This is a genomic window from Amycolatopsis orientalis DSM 43388, from assembly GCF_000411975.1.
Lineage (GTDB): Bacteria > Actinomycetota > Actinomycetes > Mycobacteriales > Pseudonocardiaceae > Amycolatopsis > Amycolatopsis orientalis_D.
In genome coordinates, this window is the sequence record NZ_ASXG01000193.1 from 1 (window position 1) to 22507 (window position 22507).

General features: G+C 70.4%; 20 protein-coding genes and 1 rRNA gene. 1 reads left to right on the forward strand and 20 read right to left on the reverse strand.

The features are described from left to right. The 13 genes from L942_RS39270 to L942_RS39330 form a co-directional block, all read right to left on the reverse strand. Positions 1-61: ribosomal RNA gene (locus tag L942_RS39270) — 16S ribosomal RNA — on the reverse strand; the annotation flags it as partial. Positions 62-425: 364 nt separating this feature from the next. After that, a complete protein-coding gene (tyrS, locus tag L942_RS39275) occupies positions 426-1700 on the reverse strand; it encodes a tyrosine--tRNA ligase (protein WP_037370307.1) in 1275 nt (424 codons plus the stop codon). 32 nt (positions 1701-1732) lie between these two features. Next, positions 1733-2368 carry a DNA-3-methyladenine glycosylase gene (locus tag L942_RS39280; RefSeq protein ID WP_037370309.1) on the reverse strand — a complete coding sequence of 212 codons (636 nt, stop codon included), beginning with the start codon at positions 2366-2368 and terminating at the stop codon, positions 1733-1735. Positions 2369-2412: 44 nt separating this feature from the next. Further along, positions 2413-3828 carry an argininosuccinate lyase gene (gene argH / locus L942_RS39285; RefSeq protein ID WP_037370312.1) on the reverse strand — a complete coding sequence of 472 codons (1416 nt, stop codon included), beginning with the start codon at positions 3826-3828 and terminating at the stop codon, positions 2413-2415. Positions 3829-3852: 24 nt separating this feature from the next. Beyond that, positions 3853-4851 (reverse strand): argininosuccinate synthase domain-containing protein, encoded by a 999-nt coding sequence (locus tag L942_RS39290; protein WP_037370316.1) that lies wholly within the window; start codon positions 4849-4851, stop codon positions 3853-3855. Further along, entirely contained in the window at positions 4848-5348 is a 501-nt protein-coding gene (locus L942_RS39295; RefSeq protein ID WP_009079593.1) for an arginine repressor, read from the reverse strand. The genes L942_RS39290 and L942_RS39295 overlap by 4 nt, the downstream gene beginning before the upstream one ends. Beyond that, entirely contained in the window at positions 5345-6271 is a 927-nt protein-coding gene (gene argF, locus L942_RS39300) for an ornithine carbamoyltransferase (protein ID WP_037370318.1), read from the reverse strand. The genes L942_RS39295 and argF overlap by 4 nt, the downstream gene beginning before the upstream one ends. After that, entirely contained in the window at positions 6271-7476 is a 1206-nt protein-coding gene (locus tag L942_RS39305; RefSeq protein WP_037370320.1) for an acetylornithine transaminase, read from the reverse strand. The genes argF and L942_RS39305 overlap by 1 nt, the downstream gene beginning before the upstream one ends. After that, a complete protein-coding gene (gene argB / locus L942_RS39310; RefSeq protein ID WP_037370323.1) occupies positions 7473-8411 on the reverse strand; it encodes an acetylglutamate kinase in 939 nt (312 codons plus the stop codon). Before argB ends, L942_RS39305 begins: the two co-directional genes overlap by 4 nt. After that, positions 8408-9568: a bifunctional glutamate N-acetyltransferase/amino-acid acetyltransferase ArgJ gene (gene argJ / locus L942_RS39315; protein ID WP_037370326.1), complete on the reverse strand. Its 1161-nt coding sequence runs from the start codon at positions 9566-9568 to the stop codon at positions 8408-8410. The genes argB and argJ overlap by 4 nt, the downstream gene beginning before the upstream one ends. Next, the gene (gene argC / locus L942_RS39320) at positions 9565-10593 is read right to left on the reverse strand and encodes an N-acetyl-gamma-glutamyl-phosphate reductase (protein WP_037370328.1); all 1029 of its coding nucleotides are present in this window, start codon (positions 10591-10593) and stop codon (positions 9565-9567) included. The genes argJ and argC overlap by 4 nt, the downstream gene beginning before the upstream one ends. Before the next feature lie 1034 nt (positions 10594-11627). After that, positions 11628-12104 carry a hypothetical protein gene (locus L942_RS39325; protein WP_037370331.1) on the reverse strand — a complete coding sequence of 159 codons (477 nt, stop codon included), beginning with the start codon at positions 12102-12104 and terminating at the stop codon, positions 11628-11630. A gap of 194 nt (positions 12105-12298) precedes the next feature. After that, the gene (locus L942_RS39330) at positions 12299-13900 is read right to left on the reverse strand and encodes an alpha/beta hydrolase (RefSeq protein ID WP_037370334.1); all 1602 of its coding nucleotides are present in this window, start codon (positions 13898-13900) and stop codon (positions 12299-12301) included. 130 nt (positions 13901-14030) lie between these two features. On the opposite strand from L942_RS39330, the gene L942_RS39335 reads away from it, so the two are divergent. Beyond that, a complete protein-coding gene (locus L942_RS39335) occupies positions 14031-14720 on the forward strand; it encodes a DNA alkylation repair protein (protein ID WP_037370336.1) in 690 nt (229 codons plus the stop codon). Positions 14721-14829: 109 nt separating this feature from the next. Here the strand turns inward: L942_RS39335 and pheT are convergent, their stop codons facing one another. From pheT to infC, 7 genes are all read right to left on the reverse strand, one after another. Further along, on the reverse strand, positions 14830-17400 hold the full coding sequence (gene pheT / locus L942_RS39340; RefSeq protein WP_037370339.1) for a phenylalanine--tRNA ligase subunit beta: 2571 nt from the start codon (positions 17398-17400) through the stop codon (positions 14830-14832). Further along, a complete protein-coding gene (pheS, locus tag L942_RS39345; RefSeq protein ID WP_037370342.1) occupies positions 17400-18455 on the reverse strand; it encodes a phenylalanine--tRNA ligase subunit alpha in 1056 nt (351 codons plus the stop codon). The genes pheT and pheS overlap by 1 nt, the downstream gene beginning before the upstream one ends. 1249 nt (positions 18456-19704) lie before the next feature. Further along, the gene (locus tag L942_RS39350; RefSeq protein ID WP_235079646.1) at positions 19705-20325 is read right to left on the reverse strand and encodes a hypothetical protein; all 621 of its coding nucleotides are present in this window, start codon (positions 20323-20325) and stop codon (positions 19705-19707) included. A 2-nt stretch (positions 20326-20327) separates the two neighbouring features. After that, complete coding sequence (locus tag L942_RS39355; protein WP_440201368.1) at positions 20328-21116, reverse strand: TrmH family RNA methyltransferase; 789 nt, start codon at positions 21114-21116, stop codon at positions 20328-20330. Positions 21117-21124: 8 nt separating this feature from the next. Continuing rightward, positions 21125-21502: a 50S ribosomal protein L20 gene (gene rplT / locus L942_RS39360; protein WP_009079612.1), complete on the reverse strand. Its 378-nt coding sequence runs from the start codon at positions 21500-21502 to the stop codon at positions 21125-21127. 63 nt (positions 21503-21565) lie between these two features. Further along, positions 21566-21760, reverse strand: a complete 195-nt coding sequence (gene rpmI, locus L942_RS39365; protein WP_037370352.1) for a 50S ribosomal protein L35 — start codon at positions 21758-21760, stop codon at positions 21566-21568. 79 nt (positions 21761-21839) lie between these two features. Continuing rightward, positions 21840-22394, reverse strand: a complete 555-nt coding sequence (gene infC / locus L942_RS39370; protein ID WP_182895384.1) for a translation initiation factor IF-3 — start codon at positions 22392-22394, stop codon at positions 21840-21842. Positions 22395-22507 lie beyond the last annotated feature (113 nt).

Here is a 22507-nt window from a genome sequence, read left to right on the forward strand (position 1 = left end):
CTTGCATGTGTTAAGCACGCCGCCAGCGTTCGTCCTGAGCCAGGATCAAACTCTCCAACAATGTCTTCAAGTTCGATCGAGACTACTCTCAATCAATCATTCTCAAAGGAAACCCCGACGAGGGGGTTTCAAATAAGCTCTACTGGCTTAGTTCACTAGCACACTGTTGAGTTCTCAAGCAACACACCCCGCGACACACCCGACCCCCGCAAGGGCGAGCCTGACCGAAGCGGTCATTCCTAGCAGTTTTTGGTGGGACACCCACTCAATCACCCTAGAGGCGAGAGCTTGGTTCGTGTCCCGGCGGCCGCCCGATCTCCCTGGCGACTTGAAGAACTTTACACGCCCTCCCAGGGCCCGAAACAGGGGGGTCCCTTAACTGCGTTCCCGCAGGTCAGAGCCCCTGTTTCGGGCCTGGGCGGAGATCAGCCCCCGACGCGGACGCCGGCCACCGTGCGCTTGCCCTTGCGGACCACGAGCCAGCGGCCGTGGAGCGCGTCGGAAGCCGCGGGCTTCCACTCCTCGTCGGCGATCTTCACGTTGTTCACGTACGCGCCGCCCTCCTTGACGGTCCGCCGCGCCGCGCCCTTGCTGTCCACCAGTCCCCCGGCGAGCAGCAGGTCGACGATCGTCGCGTCGCCGGCGGGCTCAACCTTGCCGTTCGGGACCTCGGCCATCGCCGCGTCGAGCGTCGGGCCGTCCAGGTCGGTCAGCTCGCCGCGGCCGAACAGGGCCTGGCTCGCCGCGATGACCTGGCGCGTCTGCTCCTCGCCGTGCACCAGGTTCGTGAACTCCTCGGCCAGCCGCTTCTGCGCGGCGCGCAGGTGCGGACGCTCCTCGGTGTCCTTCGCCAGCGCGTCGATCTCCTCCCTGTCGAGGAAGGTGAACAGGCGCAGGTAGCGGACCACGTCAGCGTCGCCGACGTTCACGAAGTACTGGTACCAGGCATACGGCGAGGTCAGCTCCGGGTCGAGCCACACGTTGCCGCCGCCGGTGGACTTGCCGAACTTGCGGCCCTCGGCGTCGGTGACCAGCGGCGCGGTCAGCGCGTGCGCCGTCCCGCCCTCGACCCGGCGGATCAGGTCGACGCCGCCGACGAGGTTGCCCCACTGGTCCGAGCCGCCGACCTGCAGCTTGCAGCCGTGCTTGCGGTACAGCTCCAGGTAGTCCTGCGACTGCAGCAGCAGGTAGCTGAACTCGGTGTAGGACATGCCGTCGCCCTCGAGCCGGCGCTTGACCGTCTCGCGGTTCAGCATCACGTTCACCGAGAAGTGCTTCCCGACGTCCCGCAGGAACTCGAGCGTGTTCTGCTTCCCGGTCCAGTCGAGGTTGTTCACGACGAGCGCGCCGGTCGGCGAATCGTCGAAGTCCACGAACCGCTCCAGCTGCCCGCGGATTCGCCCGGCCCAATCCGCGACGACGTCCAGGGTGTTCAGCGTGCGCTCCCCGTTGTCGCGGGGGTCGCCGATCATCCCGGTGGCGCCGCCGGCCAGCACGATCGGCCGGTGCCCGGCGCGCTGGAACCGCTTGAGCATCAGCAGCGGGACGAGGTTGCCGGCGTGCAGGCTGGGCGCGGTCGGGTCGAAGCCGCAATAGAGCGTGAGCGGGCCGTGGTCGAGTTCTCGGCGCAGGGCGTCGATGTCGGTGGATTGCGCGATCAGGCCGCGCCAGGACAACTCGTCAAGGATGTGCTCACTCACACCTGTAGATGATCCCCCACCAGGTCAAACGACTATCCCGCGGGTCGCACCTGCCGGCGCTTCCCGCCGCGGCGGTAGGTCGAGACGGCTGGTGAGCCGTCGATCCAGAACCGCCACGGCGTGTCCATCGCCATCGCGACGCCGACGCGCGGGCCGGTGCGCACGTTGTCCGCGGGCACGCGCTCGCCGACGAGCAGCCGCACCGGCGATTCGGGGTCGGTGAGGTCGAGGCCGTTCTGCTCGCGGGCGAGGCCCAGCACCGAGGTGAGGATGGCCGGGCCCTTGGCGAGTTCGCCGTTGCCGCGCGCGTTCGGCCGCCGCTTCCGCACGACGTCCGCGCCCTCGACGACCTCGCCGGCGCGCAGCAGCACCGCGCCCGGCTGGCCGTCCTCGGTGCCGACGACGTTCGCGCAGAAGTGCATGCCGTAGACGAAATACACGTAGAGGTGCCCGGCCGGACCCCACATCACCGCGTTGCGCGGCGTTTTCCCGCGGTAGCAATGCGAAGCGGGATCGTCGAGCCCGCGATAGGCCTCGACCTCGACGAGCCGCACCCCGACCCGGCCTTCGGGCGCGTCGGCCTCGAGGACGGCACCGAGCAGCAGCCGAGCCAAGTCGACCGGGTCCAGTGCCAGTTCTTCGCGCCGGAACAACCGGTCCACACGCACTCCCCTCGTCAAGCCGCCAGCCTAACCAGCGGCCCGACGACAGATCACTTCAGCCACTGCCGATGCGCCGCGACCCGCTCGACCAGTCGCTCCCGCTGCTCTGCGACCCGGTCCGGCGCGGTGCCGCCGCGCGCGTCGCGCGAACGCACCGAGCCCTCGACAGTCAGCACTTCGCGCACCGCGGGCGTGAGCGCCGGGTTGATGGCCTGGAACTCCTCGTCGGTCAGCTCGTCGAGCCCGACCCCGCGTGCCTCGGCGACCCGCACGCTCTCCCCCGCCGCCTCGTGCGCGACGCGGAACGGCACGCCCTGGCGCACCAGCCATTCGGCGATGTCGGTGGCCAGCGTGAACCCGGCGGGGGCCAGTTCGGCGAGCCGATCGGTGTGGAAGGTGAGCGTGCCGAGCATCCCCGCGATCGCCGGGAAGAGCAGTTCCAGCTGTTCGACCGAGTCGAAGACCGGTTCCTTGTCCTCCTGCAGGTCGCGGTTGTACGCGAGCGGCTGGGCCTTGAGCGTGGCGAGCAGGCCAGTGAGGTTGCCGATCAGCCGGCCGGCCTTGCCGCGGGTCAGCTCCGCGACGTCCGGGTTCTTCTTCTGCGGCATGATCGAGCTGCCGGTGGCCCACGCGTCGTCCAGCGTGACGTAGCCGAATTCGGCGGTGTTCCAGATGATCACCTCTTCGGCGATCCGCGACAGATTGACCGCGAGCATCGCGACGGCGAAAGCGAACTCGGCGACGAAATCGCGCGAGGCGGTGCCGTCGATCGAGTTCTCCACGCTGGTGTCGAAGCCCAGTTCGGCGGCCACGGCTTCCGGGTCGAGGCCGAGCGACGAACCGGCGAGCGCACCCGAGCCGTACGGCGACTCCGCGGTGCGGGCGTCCCAGTCGCGCAGACGGGAGACGTCGCGCAGCAGCGACTGGCCGTGGGCCATCAGGTGGTGCGCCAGCAGAACCGGCTGCGCGTGCTGCAGGTGGGTGCGGCCGGGCAGGATCGCGTCCGGATGCCGGGACGCCTGCGACACCAGCGCGTCGATCACGTCGAGCGTGCCCGCGACCACCCGGCGCGCGGCGTCGCGCAGCCACATCCGGAACAGCGTCGCGACCTGGTCGTTGCGGGAACGGCCGGCGCGCAGCTTGCCGCCCAGTTCGGCGCCGGCGCGTTCGAGCAGACCGCGTTCGAGCGCGGTGTGCACGTCCTCGTCCGCGATCGTCGGGGTGAAGGCGCCGGACTCGACGTCCCGCGCCAGCGTGTCGAGCGCGTCGAGCATCCCGGCCAGTTCCGCTTCGGTGAGCAGGCCCGCCTTGGTGAGCACGCGGGCGTGCGCGCGCGATCCGGCGATGTCGTAGGGCGCCAGGCGCCAGTCGAAGTGGGTCGAGGCGCTCAGCGCCGCCATCGCCTCGGCCGGCCCGCTGGCGAACCGGCCGCCCCACAGCTGCACCGGCTGGTCTTTCCCGCTCACGTTCTGCCTCTCTCGTCCGGCGTCTCAGGACGCCTGGGTGCTCGGATGCTGGGTGCTCCCCAGCGGAGTCTGCCCGGTCGCCGGCCGGTACCGCCGTCCGACCGGGCGAAGCCGCCTCCCGGGGAGGCCGGCGACGGTCGCGCTGCCCGCGTGCAGCACCAGCCGCACCTCGCCGGACACGCTCTCCTGCGCGCGCCGCACGAACGCGTCCAGCGGCTCGCGCAGCGGCGAGAACCAGAGTCCGTCGTGGACCAGCTCGGCCCACCGGCGGTCGACGCCGCGCTTGAACCTCGCCAGATCCCGGTCCAGGGTGACCGATTCCAGCTCTTGATGCGCGGCGACCAGCACCGCCGCGCCCGGTGCGTCGTGGCTGCCGGCCAGCTCGAACCGGCCGACTCCGTGCACGCCGGCCCGGTGGCCGAGCCGCTGCACCGCCTCGGCCACGCTGACCGTCTCGCCGTCGACCGCGACCGGCACGCCCTGTTCGAAGGTGACGACGACCTCGTCCGGCATGCCGAGGTTCACCACGGCGTCCTCGGTGCAGCGGTAGCCGGAGGTCGCGGCTCGGCCCCACAACGTGCGGCTCGTCGACAGCTCCTGCTCGCCCTGCACAGAGAGTTCGACGATTTCCAGGTCTGGCGCGAGGGTCGCGATCATGCTGGACAACGCGTCTCCGCCGCTATGCGCGACGGCGGACGCGTTCCGGTCTTTCGCGGTCGCGACAAGCTGGCTCGCCAGCAACGGCCGCGCCAGCGCCTCGACCAGCGGATGCCGGTCCAGGATCAGCGCATTCGCTTGCAGGGCAGGCAAACAGTAGCCGTTAGCGAATTCCTCGCGGACGTCCACGACGACGATCTCCGCGGCTCCGTCGGCCGTCGCCTGCCGCCGGAGTGCGCACAAATCCACGTCGCCGGCACCGAAGTCCGCCGCTACCGCGATCACTTCGCCTTGTCCGGCAAGCAGATTCAGCACCGCTGAGGAGCCGTGCCCGCCCGGGTAGGCGAGCACGACCCGCCGGGTCACGGCTCGTCCCCTTCCGCCGAACCTTGCGCGAGCGCGGTGAACCGTTCGGCGAGGTCCCGACCGGTGAGCGGCTCGCGGGCGATGACCGCCACCGTGTCGTCGCCCGCGATGGACCCGACGACCTCTTCCAGCGCCGCCCGGTCGATCGCGCTCGCGAGGAACTGCGCGGCGCCCGGCGGCGTGCGCAACACGGTGAGGTTGCCCGAAGAATCCGCCGACACCAGCAGTTCGGCGAGCAGCCGGGACAACCGCGAGGTGCCGCCCTGCACGCCGCGCACCGGGCTGCCGTCCTCGGGGATGACATAGACCGGCGCGCCCGAGTCGGCTCCGCGCAGCTTGACCGCGCCGAGTTCGTCGAGGTCGCGCGACAGCGTCGCCTGCGTGACCTCGATTCCCTCGGCGGCCAGCAACCGCGCCAGTTCCGTCTGGCTGCGGATGGCCATCGTGGACACCAGTTCGGTGATCCGCGCCTGGCGCCCGACCCGGCTGCTGGTCATCGGCCGTTCTGCCCGAACAGCCAGACCAGCAGCGCCTTCTGCGCGTGCAGCCGGTTCTCGGCCTCGTCCCAGACCGCGCTGGCCGGGCCGTCGAGCACCTCGTCGGTGATCTCCCAGCCGCGGTGCGCGGGCAGGCAATGCAGCACGATCGCCTCGTCGGCAGCGCGCTTCAGCAGGTCGGCGTTGATCTGCAGGGCGCGGAACGGGCCGACCCGGTCGAGACCGTCGTTCTCCTGCCCCATCGACGTCCAGGTGTCGGTGACCAGCACGTCCGAACCCTCGACGGCCTCGTGCGCGTCGGTGTAGACGGTCGCGCTGCCGCCGGTTTCCGCGCCGCGCTTCTTGGCATCGAGCATCACCTGCTGGTCGGGCTGGAAACCTTCCGGCGACACGACGCGCACGTTCATGCCGGCTGTGGTGCCGCCGAGCAGCAGCGAATGCGCCATGTTGTTGGCGCCGTCGCCGAGGTAGGTCAGCGTGAGCCCGGCGAGCTTGCCCTTGCGCTCGCGGATGGTCATCAGGTCCGTGAGCACCTGGCACGGGTGGAACTCGTCGGTGAGCGCGTTGATGATCGGGATCGACGCCACCGACGCCATCGAATCGATGCGTTTCTGCGCGAAGGTGCGCCACACGACGGCGTCGACGTAGCGGGACAGCACGCGCGAGGTGTCCTCGATGGTCTCCTCGCGGCCGAGCTGCATCGAACGGCCGTCGACGATCACCGGATGCCCGCCGAGCTGGCTGATGCCGACCTCGAACGAGAACCGGGTGCGCGTGGAGTTCTTCTCGAAGATCGCGGCCACAGTGTGCCCGGCCAGCGCCTTGGTGCCGAGCGGGTCGGCTTTCAGCTGGTCGGCCAGGTCGAGCAGGGCGGCCTGCTCGGCAGGGGTGACATCGTCGTCGCGGAGGAAGTGGCGGGGCATCAGTCGGATTCCTTCGTGGTGGTGGAGTCGAGCGCGCCCGGGAGGGCGGAGAGGAAGCCGCGCGCCTGCTGCTCGTCGAGCACGAGCGGCGGGGCGAGCCGGACGGTGTCCGGGGCGACCGGGTTGACGAGGTAGCCCGCGTCCTGCGCGGCCTTCGCGACGGCCACGGAAACCGGTTCCCGCAGTCCGATGCCGAGCAGCAGCCCCGCGCCGCGGACGCCGGAGACGAGCGGGTGGCCGAGCGCCTCGACCCCGGCGGCGATGTCCTTGCCGAGCGCGGATACGTGGCCGAGCAGATCGTCCCGGGCGATCGTGCGCAGCACCGCCAGCCCGGCCGCGCAGCACACCGGGTTGCCGCCGAACGTCGTGCCGTGCTGGCCGGGCTTGAGCAGGTCTCCCGCCGCGCCGACACCGATCACCGCACCGAGCGGAAGCCCGCCGCCGAGGCCCTTCGCGAGAGTGATCACGTCGGGCACGACCCCGGCCTGCTGGAAGCCGAACCAGGTGCCGAGCCGGCCGATCCCGGTCTGCACCTCGTCGAGCACGAGCAGCGCCCCGACGGCCTTCGTGATCTCGCGGGCGGCCTGCAGGTAACCGTCCGGAGCCGGAATCACGCCGGCCTCGCCGAGCACCGGCTCCAGGAAGACCGCAGCGGTCTCGCCGTCCACGGCGGCCCGCAACGCTTCCACGTCGCCGTAGGGAACATGCGTGACGCCCGGGACCAGCGGCTCGAACGCCTCGCGCTTCGACGGCTGCCCGGTGAGCGACAGCGCGCCCATCGTGCGTCCGTGGAACGCGCCCTCCGCCGCGACGACCTTGTTGCGCCCGGTGAGCCGGGTGATCTTCAGCGCGGCCTCGTTGGCCTCCGCGCCGGAGTTGACGAAGAGGACTTTGGCTTGCCCGGTCAGGCCCGCGACGTCGAGAAGGGTTTCGGCGAGTTCGACCGCGACCGGGTTCACGTACAGGTTCGACGTGTGTCCCAGCGTCGAGATCTGCTCGGTCACCGCACGGACCACCTCGGGGTGGGCGTGGCCGAGCGCGTTCACTGCGATGCCGCCGACCAGGTCGACGTACTCGGTGCCGTCCGCGTCCCACACTCGCGCGCCTTCGCCGCGCACCAAGGTCAGGCCGGGGGTTCCGTAGTTGTCCATGACGGCCGACTGCCAGTGCTGCTGACCGTCCGCATTGGACTTGAGGGTAGTCACGCGTGCTCCGTTCCGGAGGGCGCTGCCTCGGGCAGCACCATGGTCCCGATGCCGCGCGAGGTGAAAACCTCGAGCAGCACCGAATGGGCGAGCCTGCCGTCGATGACGTGGGCGCCGCGCACGCCGCCGCGCACCGCGCGCACGCACGCTTCCATCTTCGGGATCATGCCGCTGGCGAGGTCAGGCAGCATGCGTTCGAGACGGTCGACGGGAATCCGGTCGATCAGCGACGACCGGTCGGGCCAGTTGGCGTAAAGGCCTTCGACGTCGGTGAGCACCACGAGCTTCTCCGCGCCGAGTGCGGCGGCGAGCGCGCCCGCGGCCGTGTCGGCGTTGACGTTGTGCACCACGCCGTCGACGTCGGGGGCCACCGTGGACACGACTGGGATGCGCCCGGCGTTCACGATGTCGAGCACCGCGTCCGGGTTCACCTCGGCGACCTCGCCCACGAGGCCGATGTCCACCTGCTCACCGTCCACAGTGGCCTGTTTGCGCTCGGCGGTGAACAGCCGCGCGTCCTCGCCGGAAATGCCGACCGCGTACGGGCCGTGCGCGTTGATCAGGCCGACCAGCTCGCGGCTGACCTGCCCGACCAGCACCATCCGCACGATGTCCATGGTCTCCGGCGTCGTGACGCGCAGCCCGCCCTTGAACTCCCCCGGCACGCCGAGCCGGGACAGCATCGCGCTGATCTGCGGGCCGCCGCCGTGCACGACGACCGGGTGCAGGCCGGCCAGCCGCAGGAACACCATGTCCTCGGCGAACGCGGCCTTCAGCTGGTCGTCGATCATCGCGTTGCCGCCGTACTTGACCACGACAGTCGCGCCGTGGAAACGCTGCAGCCACGGCAGCGCTTCGATCAGCACCCCGGCCTTCTCGGCCGCGCTGGCGAGCCGTTCGTCGGCGGAGACGAGCCGCCTTTCGGTGTCGGTCATGACGAATACGCGCTGTTCTCTTCGACGTAGGCGTGCGAGAGATCGGTGGTGTAGATCGTGGCTTCGCCGGAACCGACGCCGAGATCCACGACGATGTCGATGGCGCGCCCGGACAGGTCGGCTGCCGACCGGTCTTCAGCCGTCGTGCCGCGCGCGAACAACGTGACGCCGTTGATGGCGATCGACACCGTCTCCGGGTCGATCCGCGCCGGTGCGCGGCCGAGCGCCATCGCGATCCGGCCCCAGTTGGGATCGGACCCGAACAACGCTGTTTTGACGAGGTTGTCCTCGGCGATGGTCCGGGCCACCACAATCGCGTCGGCCTCGGACGCAGCGCCCTTCACCGTGACGTCGACGTCCTTGGTGGCACCTTCGGAATCGGCCCGCAGCTGCAGCACCAGGTCATGGCTGACCTTGGTGAGCAGCTCGGTCAACTCGGCTTCGGTCGGCTCCACGCCGCTCGCGCCCGAGGCGAGCACGAGCACCGTGTCGTTGGTCGAGGTGCCGCCGTCCACGTCGAGCCGATCGAACGTGACGTGGGTAGCGGCGCGCAGCGCACGGTCGAGAGTTTCCTTGTCCACCACGGCATCAGTGGTCAGCACGGACAGCATGGTCGCCAGATTCGGCGCGAGCATTCCCGCGCCCTTGGCGAATCCGCCGACGCTCCATCCGGATTCGTGCTGGGCGAACGCCTGCTTCGGCTTGGTGTCAGTGGTCATGACCGCGGTGGCCGCGTTGAGCGCCGCTTCCGGACCGGCGTCCAGCGCCTTGACCGCACTGTCCACACCGGACAGAACCGCGGGCATGGGCAACCGCTCGCCGATCAGCCCGGTGGAACACACCGCGACCTCGATCGCCCCGGTGCCCAGCACTTCGGCGACCTTCTCCGCCGTGGCGTGCGTGTCCTGGAACCCGCCCGGCCCGGTGGCCGCGTTCGCCCCGCCGGAGTTGAGCACGACGGCCTTCAGCTTCTGCTGCTTCAGCACTTCCTGCGACCACAGCACGGGCGCGGCCTTGATCACGTTCCGGGTGAACACGCCCGCCGCGACGTCGAGCGGGCCGTCGTTGACGACCAGCGTGAGGTCGAGCGCGCCGGAGGCTTTGATCCCGGCGGCCACGCCAGCGGCGCGGAATCCCTTCGGTCCGGTGACGGTCACGGTGCCACTCCCACGGTGGAAAGTCCGGTGGCCTCGGGGAAACCGAGCGCCAGGTTCATCGATTGGACGGCACCGCCCGCGGTGCCCTTGGTGAGGTTGTCGATCGACGTGACGACGACCAGCCGGCCCGCGTCGGCGTCGATCCCGAGCTGGAGCTGCACGTTGTTCGAACCGACCGTGGCGGCAGTCGTCGGCCAGGTCCCTTCGGGCAGCACCTGGACGAACGGCTCAGCGCCATAAGCCTTCTCGTAGACGGCGCGTGCCGCGGCTTCGTCGACTTCGCCCGCGAGCTGCGCACTCGCAGTCGTGAGAATGCCGCGCGGCATCGGCGCGAGCACAGGCGTGAACGAAACCGTGACCGGTTTGCCCGCCGCCGCGGACAGGTTCTGCACGAACTCCGGCGTGTGCCGGTGCGCCCCAGCGACGCCGTACGCACTCGCGTTGCCCATGACCTCGGACCCGAGCAGATTCGGCCGAAGGCTCTTGCCCGCGCCTGACGTCCCCGTCACCGACACCACGGTGACCGCGGGTTCGATCAGCCCCGCCGCCAACGCCGGCGCCAACGCCAGCGACCCGCCGGTCGGGAAGCAGCCGGGAACCGCGATCCTCTTGGCCCCCACGAGCTTCTCGCGCGCCCCGGGCAGCTCGGGCATTCCGTACGGCCACTGCCCCGCGTGCTCGCCGGAATACCATCGTCGCCAGTCCGCCGCGTCCGCGAGGCGGTGGTCGGCCCCGAGGTCGACCACGAGCACGTCCGGCCCGAGCTGAGCCGCGATCTCGGCCGAGTGGCCGTGCGGCAGAGCCAGGAACACGACGTCATGGCCCGCGAGCGTCTCCGCGTTCGTTTCGAGCAGCACCCGCCCGGCAAGCGGAACCAGGTGTGGCTGGTGGGTGCCCAGCGTCGCCCCGGCACTGCTCGCCGCCGTGAGAGCGCCGATCTCGACCTCGGGATGGGTCAGCAGCAGGCGCAGCAGTTCGCCGCCCGCGTACCCGCTGGCACCGGCTACCGCGATCTTCACCGTCATACGCATGATTATGCACGAGCGTGCAAGCTCAAACAAAGAGGGTTTGCTCACCCTGTCCGTCCCCTCCCCAGGACTTCCGCGGATTTCCCTGTATTCCGCACGTGGTTTCCGTCGCCGAGGCACGCCGGACCAGCCCGATCGCTGGCGTGTCGGCACTGGTCGTCAGCGGACGCTAAGCAACCGGCGAGACGCGGTGACTCCCTGATCCCGCGATCCCACCTCCGAGCCACTCGGGCAAGCAGGCCTTCCCACCGCGCGGGTCGGCGGGCTGTATAGCTGCCTTGCCACGCGACCCTTTTCGACGGCACGGACGGGCGCGTGAGCGCTCGCCGCTCGGACCGTCCAGCCGCACGAGCGACCGCGCGGTGTCTCAGCCACGCAGACTCGCGAGCCGCACGCGGGGGCCGCACGGTTGCTCGGCCACCCGGGCTCTTCAACCGCACAGGGCACCCGCCCAGTTGCCCGCCCTGTCGGACTCGCCAGTCCTCTCCAGCCGCACGCGGCGGCTGCGCGGTCCTTCGGTCACGACGACTCTTCGCGCACCGAATGGCCGGCACCTGGTCAGCGCGTCCGCCACCTCACTCCAGCACACAGGCCATCCGGCCACCAGCGTCTGCGTTGCCCACCGGCAGGCCACCCGGGCTAACCGCACCGCTCAAGCGGCGGACCGTTCGCACCCACCGCGACGCCCAACGACCGGATCGCCCACGCCAAGCGCAACACCCGGCGAAAGACCGCCCGCGACGCTGACCGACCGAACCCGCCCTCCGGCACACCATCCGGCGAACCCGCAAGCCGCGAAGTCCCACGACAGGTCGCCCCGGGATCCCGAGCGTCCAGCCGCCCCGAACCCGCCCACCGGCACACCATCCGGCGAACACACAAGCTGCGCCGTCCCGCAACAGGTCATCTCGGAATCCCGAGCGTCCAACCGCCCTGGACCAGCTCTCCGACCAGCACCCAAGCCGCGAAGTCCCGTGCGCGAGCAACGCCACGCCGGGTCCGCCTCGGCCTGCGAACCCGGCGGGCACCCCTCAGTCCGCTCCTTCCTCCGCGTCGCGGAGACTCGGCGGGGTCGGCAGATGGTTTCCCGGATGTTCCGGATCGCAGCCGACCCGGGGCAAGCGCGCCCGGATCCCGCCTGGCGTCCGCGCGAAATGGCGGGCCAGCTCGGCCACCGAATCCCCGGCGAGCCAGCGGGCCTCCAGATCCGCGTCCATCTCGTCGGTCCACGGTCGCCCCTGCTGAGCCGGGCGTCCGCGCGATCTTCGCCGCGAGCCGCCGCCCGCGAAAGTGCGCAGGCTCGTGTCGAGCAGCTCCGCGACAGTCGCCACCGACGCCACGTCTAGTTCGAGTCTGCCCTCGACGACAGGCTCGCCGTCCGGCCGCTCGCCGCCGACCGTGACGGTGACTCGTTCCGGCTCGCCGTCCTCGGTGCGAGTGATGACGGCGACCTGGTACTGGACATCTCCTGACCGGACCTCGGTCCGGTGCTCCTGAATGATCGTCATGGCCGCGAAGGTATCCGCGACCCCCGACAATTTTCGATCACTTAACGCGATCGGGTGACTGCGGTCCGAAATTGTCAGACCCCCGCCGTAGCGTCCCTGGCGACCCGTAAAACGACCGAGGGGGATCGGTGGACCAGCGGAAAAGAACAATGCCCCGGCCTGGCGGACCAGACCGGGGCACCACGAAGAACAGCTCACAACCGCAGCAGCCCGGCAAGCAAACTCTGCTTCTCCTCCGCCGCGGCCTTCGCCTGGGCGTCGGCTTTCTGCTGCGCGCCGGAAGCGACCGGAGCCGGAACCGGCTGCGGCACCGCGGCGCACTGGACGTCGGAGCGGTCGGCTCGCACGCGCTTCGGGAGAGCGCCAGTGGCGAGGTAGTCCGCGACCCGGTCGTCCACGCACGAGACTCCGGAGAGCGATCCGGCGTGCGTCGTCCCGCCGGGCGCGCTGATAAGGCTCGAACGCGGGTAGCGCTTGCGCACTTCGAGACTGCCCGAGTACGGCGTGGCCGCGTCGAGTTCCTCGCTGATCAACAGCGCGCCGCTCGCCTTCGACCCGTCGATGGCCACCGGCTTGCCCGGCTTCGCGGGCCAGTTCAGGCAGGTCGCGTTGTACCAGGTGTTGCTCCAGGTCTCGAACGGCGCGCGCGAGTGGGCTGCCCAGGCATCGCGACGCCAGCGGTCCCAGTCCTGCGGCCACTGCGCATCGGTGCACTGCACCGCGTTGTACACCGCGTAGCCGTTGTCGTCGCCGGGCGCGTTCGACTTGTCGTACAACGCTTTCAGCGTCTGCCAGTCGCCCCGGTGCACCCATCCGTCGAACGCCTTGGCCATGTCCTCCCAGCCGAACACGTAGTAGCCGGCCTGCAGGAAGACGTCGGTCCACTCGTCGCCGCCGATCACGCCGCCCGCCGGGGCGCGGTCGAGTTTCCGCTGCTGCGCGTACCAGAGCTGCTCGACCGCCGAGCCGGTCTTGCCGAGGTGGTAGACGTCGTCGTACTTCGCGAGCCAGTCGAAGTAGATCTTGATGTTGCGGTCGAACGCGACGTCCTGGTCCAGATTGGCGTCGTACCAGACCTTGCGCGGGTCGACGTTCCCGTCGAGCACCATCCGGCGCATGCGGTCCGGGTACAGCGTGCTGTACACCTGCCCGAGGTAAGTGCCGTAGGAGAATCCGTAGTAGTTGATCTGCTTCTGGCCCAGCGCCTTGCGGAGGCTTTCCATGTCCTGCGCGACGTCCGTGGTCTTGATGTGCTCGAGCAGCGGGCCGTTCTTCGCGCATGCCTCGGCGTAGCTCTTCGTCCGGGCGCGCCAGGTCGTCTCCAGTTGCGGAGTCTTCGGCACGTATGCCGGGCGGGCGGGGGCGAAGTAGTTCCCGTCGCACGTGAGAGCCGGTTTGCTGGAGCCGACGCCGCGAGGATCGAAGCCGATCCAGTCGTAGCTGTCGCCGGCGTGCTTGGGCACGTTCCGGCCCAGCACCGAAAGACCGAGCCCGGACCCACCGGGCCCGCCCGGGTTCACCAGCAGCACGCCTTGGTACTTCGCGGTTTTGTGCTTCACCCGGGAGACGGCGATCTGCACCGTCTGGCCCGACGGCTGCGCGTAATCCATCGGGACCACAAGGAATCCGCATTCGGCTCCCGCCTTGGCGAGGCCCGGTGCGGTGCACGGTCCCCAGTTGATCGGCGGCGGCACGTAGCCCGGCCCTTCGGGCTGCACCGCGGTGGCGGCGGGGGCGACAGCCAGTGTTCCGGCCGCGACAGCGGCGGCGGCCAGCGCGGTGACGATTTTCCTCACAGTGGTCCTTTGCGTCCGACGGCAACCAGGGCTCGTCGAAGCTACCGGCTGCGCGGCAGAATCTCGGTTCCCGACACGAGCCGCGCTGTCCCCCGATCGTCGGGATCCGAGACGACGGAGGTGGTCCTCAATGGATGCGGGCGCAGCGTTGATCACGGCGGTGCGGGCCGGGCTCGCCGAGCTTGCCGACCCGGTCAAAGCACCGGAAATGCAGGCGTACATGAAGTCCGCGATGCCGTTTCGCGGCGTGCCGAAACCGCCGCGCGGCACGCTCATGAAGACGGTCCTCGCCGAGCATGTTCTGCCCGATCGAGTGACATACACCGAGACCGTGCTCGCGTTGTGGCGGGAAGCGGAATACCGCGAGGAGCGGTACGCGGCGATCGACCTCTCCGGGCACCGCGCCTATCGAAGGTGGCAGGACCCGGAACTGCTGGAGATGTACGACGAGCTGATCGTCACCGGGGCGTGGTGGGACTACGTCGACGAGGTCGCGATCCGCCGCGTCGGGCCGATCCTGCGCGTGCACCGGGCGGCGGTCACGCCGATCCTGCGGCGCTGGATGACCGACGCTGATCGCTGGCGGCGGCGAACCGCGGTGATCTGTCAGGTGAGCGCGAAGGGCGAGGTGGACCAGAAGCTGCTCGCCGACGCGATCGAGGCGAACCTGGAGGACCGGGATTTCTTTCTGCGCAAGGGGATCGGCTGGGCGCTGCGGGATCACGCGCGTGCCGAGCCGGAGTGGGTCCGCGCGTTCGTCCGTGCCCACCCGGGGCTGTCCCCGCTGTCCACTCGGGAGGCGATGAAGCACCTCAGCTGATCTGAAGCACGTACCAGGACAACGAAAGGAGGGATGCCATGACACCAGCGCTCCCCCGCCCCGGCTGACCGGCCGGTCGGCCGGAGCGCGGGGCGGGGACAGCGTCGGGTCAGGCGCGGAGCGTCGCTCCGAAGCGTTCGCCGGCGGCGGCAACCGCCGCGTCGCGGGCCTTGGTGGCCTCGTCGACGGTGAGGGTGCGGTCCGCGGCGCGGAAGCGGAGCTTGTACGCCAGGGACCGCTTGCCTTCGCCGAGCTGCTCGCCGGTGTAGACGTCGAAGAGAGTGATCTCCTCGAGCAGTTCGCCGGCTCCTTCGCGGAGCACGTCGGCGAGGTCGGCGGACGGGACGTCCGTGCCGACGACCAGGGCGACGTCCAGCAGCACCGGCGGGTAGGCCGAGATGCTGGGCGCCGGACGGGAGTCGGGCAGCGGGATCGCGTCCAGGTCGAGTTCCATGGCGACCGTCCGCGGCGGCAGGCCGAGGGCCTCGACGACCTTCGGGTGCAGCTCGCCCGCGTGGCCGACCGGCCAGTCGCCGACGCGCAGCTGGGCGCAGCGGCCCGGATGCCACGGCAGCAGGTCGGCGGCCTGCACCGTGAGCTGCACGCCGGACGCCTCGGCCACCAGGCGCGCGGCCTGCACGGCGTCGGCCCAGCCGGCCTGGCCGCCCTTGCCCCACCAGCCGGCGCGCGGGCGCTGGCCGCTGAGGACGACGGCGACGTGCACCGGCTGCGCGGGCACGGCGGCCTCCAGCACGGCGAGTTCCTCGTCGCTCGGGCGGTGCTCGACGCCGAGGTCCGGGACCTTGAGCTGGTTCGGCTTCGGCAGCACGACCTGGCCGACGTGGAACAGCGACACGTCCTTCAGGCCGCGGGAAACGTTGCGCTGCAACGTCTCCAGCAGGCCAGGCAGGAGAGTGGTCGCCATGCGGTCGTGGTCGGCTTCGAGCGGGTTCTGCACGCGCACCGTGGTGCGGCGGATGTCGTCCTCGGGCAGGCCGAAGGCGTCCCACACCGCGTCGCCGACGAACGGGAACGGGCGCACCTCGACGTAGCCCGCCTCGGCGAGCGCGCCGGACACCGCGCGGCGGCGGCGCTGCGCGTCGGTGAGACCGCGGCCCGCGGGGGCGGCGGGCAGGACCGACGGGATGCTGTCGTAGCCCTCGAGCCGCAGCACCTCCTCGACGAGGTCGGCCGGCTGCACGAGGTCGCCGCGCCAGCTCGGCGGGGTCGCGGTGACCAGGCCGACGCCCTGGTCGCTCGTGCTGAGCTGGACCTTGCAGCCGATCTGGCCGAGCCGCCGCACCGTGACGCCGCGTTCGTAGCGCACGCCGGCGACCTGGTCGGGCAGGTTGATCGGCATGGTGACCGGAGGGTGCGGAGCGACGCCGCCGACGTCGGTGCGGCCCGGGCGGATCGCGCCGTCGCCGTACTGGCGCAGCAGGCGCGCGGCGAGTTCCACCGCGGCCGCGCACAACGCCGGGTCGGTGTAGCGCTCGAAGCGTTTCGCCGCCTCGGAGAACAGCTTGTGCCGGCGTGCGGTGCGGCTGATCGACGCCGGGTTCCAGTGCGCCGCCTCGAGCAGCACGTCCGTGCTCTCCGGCGTGATCTCCGTGCTGGCGCCGCCCATGGTGCCGGCGAGGGAGATGACGCCGCTGTCGTCGGCGATCACGATGTCGTCCGCGTCGAGGGTGCGCTCCACGTCGTCGAGCGTCGTGAGCTTCTCCCCCGCCTTCGCGCGGCGCACCACCAGGTCGCCCTGGACGGAGCTGGTGTCGAACGCGTGCAGCGGGTGGCCGAGTTCGAGCATCACGTAGTTGGTGACGTCGACCGCGAGCGAGATGGACCGGATGCCGGCCAGCATCAGCCGCCGGCGGATCCGCCACGGCGTCGGCGCGGTCGCGTCGAGGCCGGTGACGCGGCGGAGCACGAACCGCGGGCAGCCCTCGGGGTCCTCGACGCGGACCGGCCACGCCTCGCCCTCGGCTTCCGGGAAGTTGTCGAGCATCGCCGGGTCGCCGAACGGCACGTCGAGCGCGTTCGACAATTCGCGCGCCAGGCCGCGGATCGACAGCGCGTAGCCGCGGTCCGGGGTCGGCGTGACCTCGATGACGGTGTCGTCGAGGCCGAGCAGGTCCTTGGCGTCGTCGCCCGGGCTCGCCGTGCCCGGCGGGAGCACGAGGATGCCGCTGTGGTCGTCGCCGAGGCCGAGTTCGAGCGCCGAGCAGATCATGCCGTCGCTGATCTTGCCGTAGGTCTTGCGCGCCGAGATCTCGAAACCGCCCGGCAGGACCACCCCCGGCAGCGCGACCACGACCAGGTCGCCCTCGGCGAAGTTGGTCGCGCCGCAGATGATGCCGCGCGTCTTGATGCCGTGCGGGCCCTCGTTTTCGAGCGGGCCGTCGTCCTCGTCTTCGTCCTCTTCGGACAGTTCCGCGGCGTCGGGCTCCGGGTCGGGTTCCTCGCCGACCTCGACGCGGCAGAACCGCACCGGCTTCTTGAAGCCGGTCAGCTCCTCGATCTCCGCGACGCGGCCTACCACGAGCGGGCCGGTCACCGGGCCGAGCTCGCTCAGCTCGTCTACCTCGATCCCGATCCGCACGAAGGCGTCGGCCAGGTCCTGCGGCGTGACGTCGGCATCCACTTCGAGATGCTCGGTCAGCCAGCTCACCGGGACTCGCACTACGCCTCCGTTCCGAAGGGAAGGGTGAACCGGACGTCGCCTTCGACCATGTCGCGCATGTCCGGGATGCCGTTGCGGAACTGCAGGGTCCGCTCGATGCCCATGCCGAACGCGAAGCCGGAGTAGACCTCCGGGTCGACGCCGCAGGCGCGCAGCACGTTCGGGTTGACCATGCCGCAGCCGCCCCATTCGACCCAGCCGGGGCCGCCCTTCTTCTCCTCGAACCAGACGTCGACCTCCGCCGACGGCTCGGTGAACGGGAAGAAGTGCGGGCGCAGCCGCGTTTTGGAGCTCTCGCCGAACATCGCGCGGGCGAAGGCGTCGAGTGTGCCCTTAAGGTGCGCCAGGGTGAGACCCTTGTCGACGGCGAGGCCTTCGACCTGGGTGAACACCGGCGTGTGCGTGGAGTCGAGTTCGTCGGTGCGGTAGGTGCGGCCCGGGCATACGACGTACACCGGCAGGTCGCGGTGCAGCAGGCTGCGGGCCTGCACCGGCGAGGTGTGGGTGCGCAGCACGAGGCCGGAGCCTTCCTCGCCGACGTAGAACGTGTCCTGCAGCTGGCGCGCCGGGTGGTCCTTGCCGAAGTTGAGCGCGTCGAAGTTGAACCACTCCGCCTCGAGCTCGGGTCCTTCGGCGACCTCGTAGCCCATGGCGACGAAGACGTCGGCGATGCGCTCGGACAGCGTGCTGATCGGGTGCCGGGCGCCGCGCGGGACCTGGTCCCACGGCAGCGTGACGTCGACGGCCTCCTCGCGAAGCACGCGCTCGTCGCGCTCGGCCTGCAGCGCCGCGCGGCGCGCGTCGAACGCGGACTGCACCGCCTGGCGGGCCTCGTTGACGCGCTTGCCCGCGTCGGCCTTTTCCTGCTTCGGCAGCGCGGCGATCTCCCGGCGCGCCAGCAGCACCGGCGACTGGTCCCCGAGATGGGCCGGTTTGACGGCGGCGAGCGCGTCCAGGTCGGCCGCGCCGGCGAAGGCGTCCTCGGCCGCCTTGATCGCCGCGCGCAGGGTCTCCGGTGCGAGCACGTCGACCGGCTTTTCTGTGGCTCCGGACATGACTCCTCGGCGTCCGCTGGGACTGGTGTTGTCGGCGGCACGCGGGCATGCCGCCGCACGTGCACATCGGGCAGCTCAGTCTAGGGGATCGGGCGCCGGGCCCAGCCGCTCACCCTCCGCTTCCGGAGCGCCCGCGCCGGATCCGCCCTGTGATCACGACCGACCGTCGCCGCGGACCCGAACGGAGGTCAGCGAATCAGGTGAGGACGGCCCCTCCACCGAACTTGCCACGAATGCCGTTCCGGGTCTCCGCCCGATCGGTCAGCCGGAGCGGCTTCGGCGGTACGTCGCGGAGAGAGCGGGGGCGCGGGAGCGACCGCACATCGCGGGGCGGAGCGGACTCGGGGCCAGGGATCGCGGCGGCGGCGAGGCGCGGTGGGGGTCGTGCAGACAACGCGGGGACGGCGGAGCGGAAACCGCTTGCCCAAGCGGGACCCGGTCCGCAGCGGAAGTCGCTGACGTAGCAGCTCGCGCTTCTCCGCACGAGCCGATCGCCTGCGGGGAAGTCACTGGCACGGCAGCTCAGGCGCAGCCACATGGCACCGCTCCAAGAAGCCCAGCAACACGGCCGTGGCGGCTCGCGCTTGCCCACACGAGAGCCGATCCCCAGTGCGAATGTCACTCGCACGGCGCGCAGGCGCAGCCACCGACACCCGCCCCGACAACAGAGCCATGTCAGCTCACGCGCGGGGCCGCGCGACACCCTCCAACAGGCCCAGCATCACAGGCGCGGCGGCCCACGCTCGCCCACACGAGAACCGATCACCAGCGCAGGTAGTAACTCGCACGGCAACCCATGGGCAGCCAGGCAACACCCCTCCAATAGCGCAGCCATGCCTGCTCACGCTCGCCTACCCAAGAGCCGATCCCCAGCGCGAAAGTCACTCGCACGGCAACCCACGCTCGGCCACGCCGCAGCCGCTCCACAGCGCGAAAATCACTGGTGCCGCAGCCAGCACGGCGGGATCGCTGGCAGACAAGCAAGCCTGCTCGCGACCTGGCAAGCCGCTCAACCCAACCGAACGGACAGCGCAGCCGAAGCGGCTCGCGGACGGGAGCTAGTGACGCAGCCAGCACGGCGCGATCGCTGGCCGGCACGCAAGAACTGTTCGCGACCTCGCAAGTCACTCAACCCAGCCGAGCGGACAGCGCAGCCGAAGCAGCTCGCGGACGGGAGCTGGCACCGCAACCAGCAAAGCCCGCGTCCCAAAGCAGAAGACAGTCTCAAAGCCGATGATGAGAGCCGGGATCAGAGTCGGAAGAAGGTCGTCACCTGGTCGAAAAGATCGTCTTCCGTCGTCGTGGTGTCGACCTCGATCGCGCGCAATCCGAGCCGCGCCGTTTCCGGCCGGAGGCGGGTCGTGAACAGCCGGTCTCGTTCGGCCAGGTTGCGGGCGGCCCGAGCGGGATCGCTCGTTCGCCGCACGAACTGCTCCCCCGGTGCGCTCCGGCCCTCGATCGCCGTGTGGCGGAATTCCGGGGTCGGCAGCAGCCAGACCGCGCGGTCCGCATCGTTCAGCAGCGGTTTGACCAGGTGCGGCAGCAGCCGGAAACCGTCGACGACGCACGGGTTCGGCGGGAGGGCGAGGAGGTCCTCGACGATCAGCCCGAAGCCCTCGCCGCGGAACCAGGGGAAGGTTTCCAGCATGACGTCCGGGGAACGGCGCACCCAGCGTTCGTCCATGTCCATGGCCAGGAACGCGTGCAGCAGCGGAGCCGTGGCCGGGGTCGTGCGGGCGGCGTGGGCGCGCATGGCGTCGTCGGTCGCGTAGTGGTGCCAGCCGCGGCTTGCGGCCAGGCGGCGGGCGATCGTGGATTTGCCCGCGCCGGGTGCGCCGCCGATCCAGAAGACGTGCTGGAGGTCCGGCACGGTCAGCGGTGCGCGGCCATCGCGGCGGTGTAGACGCAGACCGCGGCGGCGGTCGCGAGGTTGAGGCTTTCAGCCTTGCCGTACAACGGGATCCGGACGGCTTCGTCGACGGACGACAGGACGTCCTCGGGCAGGCCGTGCGCCTCGTTGCCGAAGATCCACGCCACTGGGGCTCCGAAGTGGACAGTCTCCAGCGACGTCGAAGCGTAACCGTGCGCGGCAAGGGTGCGCAGGCCGGCGGAGCGCAGGGCGGTCAGGACCGACGGGATGTCGCGGGCGCGGGCCAGCGGGACGTGGAACGTCGAGCCGGCGGCGGCGCGGACGCTCTTTCCGTTGTGCGGGTCGACAGTGTCGCCAGCGAGGACTACCGCGTCGGCGCCGGCGGCGTCGGCTACGCGGATGACTGTGCCCGCGTTGCCGGGGTCGGCGACGTCCACCAGGACCACCACCAGACGGGCCGCGGCCAGGACTGTCTCCAGTGGACGGTCGACCAGCGAGCAGACCGCGATGATTCCTTGCGGGGTCACGGTTTCCGACAGGCCCGCGGCCGCGCGTTCGGTGATCGGCGACACGCGCGGGGCGGCCTCCACCAACGCGGGGTGGGCGGCGGCGGCGCGTTCGGTCACGAAGAGTTCGTGGACCGTCCCATAGGAGAGCGCCGAGGTGACCGCGTTGACCCCTTCGGCCAGGAAGCGGCCGGTTTTCTCCCGTTCCGCGCGCCGGGTCAGTTTGCGCGCAGCAACGACCCGGGGGGTCCGTTCGGTGAACGGATCCGCCCCGGGCCGGAAAATGCCGCTGGTCAGGCCGACTTCGCTTCGCCGGTCGTGACGTTCGCCTTGGCGAGCTCGGCGAGCGCGGTGAAGGCGGCCGCGTCGTTGACCGCGAGGTCCGCGAGGATCTTGCGGTCCACCTCGACACCGGCGGCCTTCAGGCCCTGGATGAACCGGTTGTAGGTGACGCCGTTGGCGCGAGCGGCCGCGTTGATCCGGGTGATCCACAGCTGGCGGAAGTCACCCTTGCGCGCGCGGCGGTCGCGGTAGGCGTAGTTGAGCGAGTGGAGCGTCTGCTCCTTGGCCTTGCGGTACAGCCGCGAACGCTGGCCGCGGTAACCGCTGGCCAGTTCGAGAGTCGCGCGACGCTTCTTCTGGGCGTTGACCGCCCGCTTGACGCGTGCCACTGGTCCATCCTGTCGAATTCGGGGGGTGCGAGGACCCCGGGGTGGTCGGGAAAGGGTGCGGCCTCAGCGGGCGAGCAGGCGCTTCACGCGGCTGACGTCGTTCTTGGCGACGTCGGTGGTGCCCTCGAGGCGGCGGGTGAGGCGGTTGGACTTCTTCTCCATCAGGTGGCGGCGTCCGGCCTTCTGACGGCGCAGCTTGCCCGACCCGGTGATCCGGATCCGCTTCGACGTGCCGCTGTGCGTCTTCATCTTCGGCATGGTTGTTCGTCCTCTTCCGTGCGGCGGCACACCGGAGAACCCGGTGTGCCGCTGACTGTGCTGGTCGGCGCGAGGCGCGCTACGCCTCGGGAGCCGGTTCGGCCTTGACGGCCTTCGGCTTCACGTTCTTGTGCGGGGCCAGCACCATGATCATGTTGCGTCCGTCCTGCTTCGGCGACGATTCCACGAAGCCGAGCTCGGTGACGTCGTCGGCGAGCTTCTGCAGGAGCCGGAAGCCGAGCTCCGGCCGGGACTGCTCGCGGCCGCGGAACATGATCGTGACCTTGACCTTGTTGCCCGCCGCCAGGAACCGCGACACGTGACCCTTCTTGGTCTCGTAGTCGTGCTGGTCGATCTTCGGCCGCAGCTTCTGTTCCTTGATGACGGTGAGCTGCTGGTTGCGGCGGGACTCGCGGGCCTTCTGCGCGCTCTCGTACTTGAACTTGCCGAAGTCCATGAGCTTCGCCACGGGCGGGCGGGCCTGCGGGGCCACCTCGACGAGGTCGAGATCCGCCTCCTGCGCAAGCCGCAGCGCATCCTCGATCCGGACGATGCCGACCTGCTCGCCGTTGGGGCCGACGAGCCGGACCTCCGGCACCCGGATGCGTTCGTTGATGCGTGTCTCGGAGCTGATGGGGCCTCCTTGGTCCGAGTGATGTTTTCTCGCTTCGACCTGGTGCCCACACGATTCAGGCCCCGCCGCCGGCTGCTGCCGGTGCACGGGGCCCGCTCTGTCTCCGATCGCGT

Coding starts and splice junctions, on each gene's coding strand:
- argF (WP_037370318.1), bottom strand. CDS start 6,271: ATGCCCCGCCACTTCCTCCGCGACGACGATGTCACCCCTGCCGAGCAG.
- L942_RS39295 (WP_009079593.1), bottom strand. CDS start 5,348: ATGACCAGCAGCCGGGTCGGGCGCCAGGCGCGGATCACCGAACTGGTG.
- L942_RS39325 (WP_037370331.1), bottom strand. CDS start 12,104: ATGACGATCATTCAGGAGCACCGGACCGAGGTCCGGTCAGGAGATGTC.
- L942_RS39335 (WP_037370336.1), top strand. CDS start 14,031: ATGGATGCGGGCGCAGCGTTGATCACGGCGGTGCGGGCCGGGCTCGCC.
- argB (WP_037370323.1), bottom strand. CDS start 8,411: ATGACCGACACCGAAAGGCGGCTCGTCTCCGCCGACGAACGGCTCGCC.
- rpmI (WP_037370352.1), bottom strand. CDS start 21,760: ATGCCGAAGATGAAGACGCACAGCGGCACGTCGAAGCGGATCCGGATC.
- argC (WP_037370328.1), bottom strand. CDS start 10,593: ATGACGGTGAAGATCGCGGTAGCCGGTGCCAGCGGGTACGCGGGCGGC.
- pheS (WP_037370342.1), bottom strand. CDS start 18,455: ATGTCCGGAGCCACAGAAAAGCCGGTCGACGTGCTCGCACCGGAGACC.